Below are 2,997 nucleotides of genomic sequence, written 5' to 3'. Positions count from 1 at the left end.
GTCCTGATCCGCGACGAAGCGGCGACGACGACGACGTCATAGGCCGGCGCTTCGCCGGCCTGCGTCCTGAAGTCGTTGGCGCTGGCGAAAACCTGAAGCGATCCGCTGACATCGAGGAGCTGGATGTCGGGATAGGCGAGGATTTCGATGCGGCGCATGGCTTTGGCCTGAAACGAGGGATGATTGGCGATCGGGCCAAAGCATGATGCCGTAGATTGCCCGAAGTCAACCTGCCCCAAGTCAAACTGTGGAGATTTCCATGAGCCTTCGTTTCGGCATTATCGTCTTCCCCAACGTCCAGCAACTCGACCTCACCGGGCCTTATGAGGTCATGGCGACCGTCAAGGGCGCCGAGGTGGAACTGATCTGGAAGGATCGCAATCCGGTGACGTCCTCGACGCGTCTTTCGCTTACGCCGACGGCTACCTTCGACGATTGTCCGCCGCTCGACGTGCTGTGCATTCCAGGTGGCGGCGGCGTCAACGCGCTGCTCGAGGACAAGGCGGTTCTGGATTTCGTCTGGGAGCGCGCGGCTGAGGCGCGCTACATCACCTCGGTATGCAGCGGCGCCCTGGTGCTTGGCGCAGCCGGGCTGCTCAGGGGCAAACGCGCCACCACGCACTGGTATGCGCATGATTTCCTGGAAGAATTCGGCGCGATCCCGGTCGATGCGCGGGTCGTCGAGGACGGCAAGCTGATCACCGCCGGCGGCGTCACCTCAGGCATCGATTTCGGCCTGGCACTGGTCGCAAGGTTGCTTGGCCAAGCCGAAGCCGAGATCGTGCAGCTCTCGCTCGAATACGCGCCGGTACCACCCTTCCGCTCCGGCACGCCGGCCGAGGCCTCACCGGCTGTCCTGGCGGAGGCGAAAGCGCGGCTTTCGGGTTCGAGGCTGGTCCGCGAGGAGATGTTCGCTCGTTGGCGCCGGGAGCGCGCGGCTGCCGCGTCTGCGCGGATCCGCGCCTAATACCTCAGGGCCGAATGGCGAAATCCGCGTCGTCGGCCCGGCGTAATTTCGACCGTTGACTCATCTTTCGGTCTGTGCAGAAATTGGTTGGACCATTGAACCACTTTAGGCGCAGCCGGCTTGACCGATCTTTTGCCCCCGATCCAGACGACGGCCCGCGATGACGCGGTGCTGAAGGCGTTGGCGGGGTTCGTGCGGCAGGAGGCTCTGGGCCCGGGTGAAAAACTGCCGACCGAGCGCATCCTCGCCGAACGCCTCAAGGTGAGCCGCAACACGGTGCGCGAGGCGCTGACGCGCTGGGAAGGGCTGGGCCTTGTCGAACGGCGGCAGGGCTCGGGCACCTATCTCAAGGCCGCCGTCTCGCCCGACATGCTGCACATGCCGCTGACGCTCGCCGGCGGCAATGATTTCGCCGGCCTGATGGCGACGCTGGAGATCCGCCGCGCACTGGAGGCGGAGGCGGCCGCCCTTTGCGCCATTCGTGCCGGCAAGGCCGAGCTCGCCGAGATCGAGCGCAAGCTCGACCTCATGGAGGAGGCGTTCCAGACTCGCGCCGGCATGTCCTCGGACGAGGATTGGGAGTTCCACCAGGCGGTCTTCCGTGCCTCCGGCAATCCGCTGTTCGAGCAGATCATCGCCGCCATGTACGAGATGTTCCACCGCTTCTGGGAACATCCGCTCGGGGTGCGCGATTTCGGCCATGCCAGCTTTCCCTATCACCGCACCATTTTCGAGCGCATCGCCGCGCATGACCCTGAGGGCGCCCGCGCCGAGGCGCTGAAGCTCATCGCCACCGTCGAGGACGATCTGAAGCGCGGCGCCGCCAACCTCAAACTTTCGGACCGCAGATGAACGAGCAGCCCAACACTTTCGACCCGGCCTCCCTGGCCAGCGACTATCTCGGCGAGGCGGCGACGCTGCTTGCGCATGATGATCCGTTCCCCGGCGGCGCGGTGGTGCCGCCGATCTACCAGACCTCGCTCTTCACCTTCGCCAGCTACGCAGACATGGCCGACACTTTTGCTGGCAGAAGAAAGCAGCCGATCTATTCGCGCGGCGACAATCCGACGGTGATGGAGTTCGAGGCGCGTGTCGCGGCGCTCGAAGGTGCCGAAGCCGCGCGCGGTTTCTCCAGCGGCATGGCGGCCATCAGCGCCACGGTGCTCGCCTTCGTCGGCGCCGGAGAGCGCATGGTCGCCGTGCGCAACTGCTATGGCGATGCCTACCGGCTGTTCGAACGCCTGTTTCCGCGTTTGAACATCAAGGTCGACTATGTCGACGGCTCGGATCCCGACGCGGTTGCGGCCGCGCTTCCCGGCGCCAAGCTGCTCTATCTCGAAAGCCCGACCTCGATGATGTTCGAGCTGCAGGATCTCGAGCATCTGACGCGGCTGGCGAAGGAGCAGGGCATTGTCACTACGATAGACAATTCCTGGGCGACGCCCGTCTTCCAGAAGCCGATCTCTCATGGCGTCGACCTGGTGCTGCATTCGGCCTCGAAATATCTGAGCGGCCACAGCGACACCGTCGCCGGCGTGGTGGCGGGCTCGGCCGCCCACATCAAGCACATCAACGAGCAGACCTATTCGCAGCTTGGCGGCAAGCTGTCGCCCTTCGAAGGCTGGCTCTTGCTGCGCGGCCTGCGCACGCTGCCGCTTCGCCTTCCGCATCACATGAAGAGCGGGCTCACCCTCGCCGAGCGGCTGAAGGCGCATGGCAAGGTCGAGCGCGTCAACCACCCCGCCTATTCCAACCATCCCGGCAAGAAGACCTTAGCCGGCTATGCCGGCCTGTTCTCCTTCGAGGTCACCGAGGATGTCGACATCCCGGCCTTCGTTGATGCGCTGAAATATTTCCGCATCGGCGTCAGCTGGGGCGGCCATGAAAGCCTGGTCGTGCCGGCAAAGGCCTCGCTCGAGCAGACGCCGGGCATCAATTCGATGGCGCGCTTCGGCGTCAGCCCCCGAACCATCCGCTTCAATGTCGGATTGGAAAATGTCGAAGACCTCTGGGCCGACATTGCCCAGGCC

Annotated in this window: 3 protein-coding genes; all 3 read left to right on the top strand. The window is 64.6% G+C overall.

The genetic code is table 11. The features are described 5' to 3' along the window. Positions 1 to 259: 259 nt before the first annotated feature. Positions 260 to 967, top strand: coding sequence for a DJ-1/PfpI family protein (locus EOA24_RS32590; RefSeq protein ID WP_127255901.1), 708 nt, complete (start codon positions 260 to 262; stop codon positions 965 to 967). A gap of 120 nt (positions 968 to 1,087) precedes the next feature. Further along, a complete protein-coding gene (locus EOA24_RS32585) occupies positions 1,088 to 1,819 on the top strand; it encodes a FadR/GntR family transcriptional regulator (protein WP_126079826.1) in 732 nt (243 codons plus the stop codon). After that, on the top strand, positions 1,816 to 2,997 hold a 1,182-nt coding region (locus EOA24_RS32580; RefSeq protein ID WP_127410507.1), incomplete at its 3' end, for a PLP-dependent transferase. The genes EOA24_RS32585 and EOA24_RS32580, both read left to right, overlap by 4 nt.

This window comes from Mesorhizobium sp. M2A.F.Ca.ET.039.01.1.1, from assembly GCF_003998035.1.
GTDB lineage: Bacteria > Pseudomonadota > Alphaproteobacteria > Rhizobiales > Rhizobiaceae > Mesorhizobium.
This window is presented reverse-complemented; position numbering and strand designations above follow the sequence as displayed.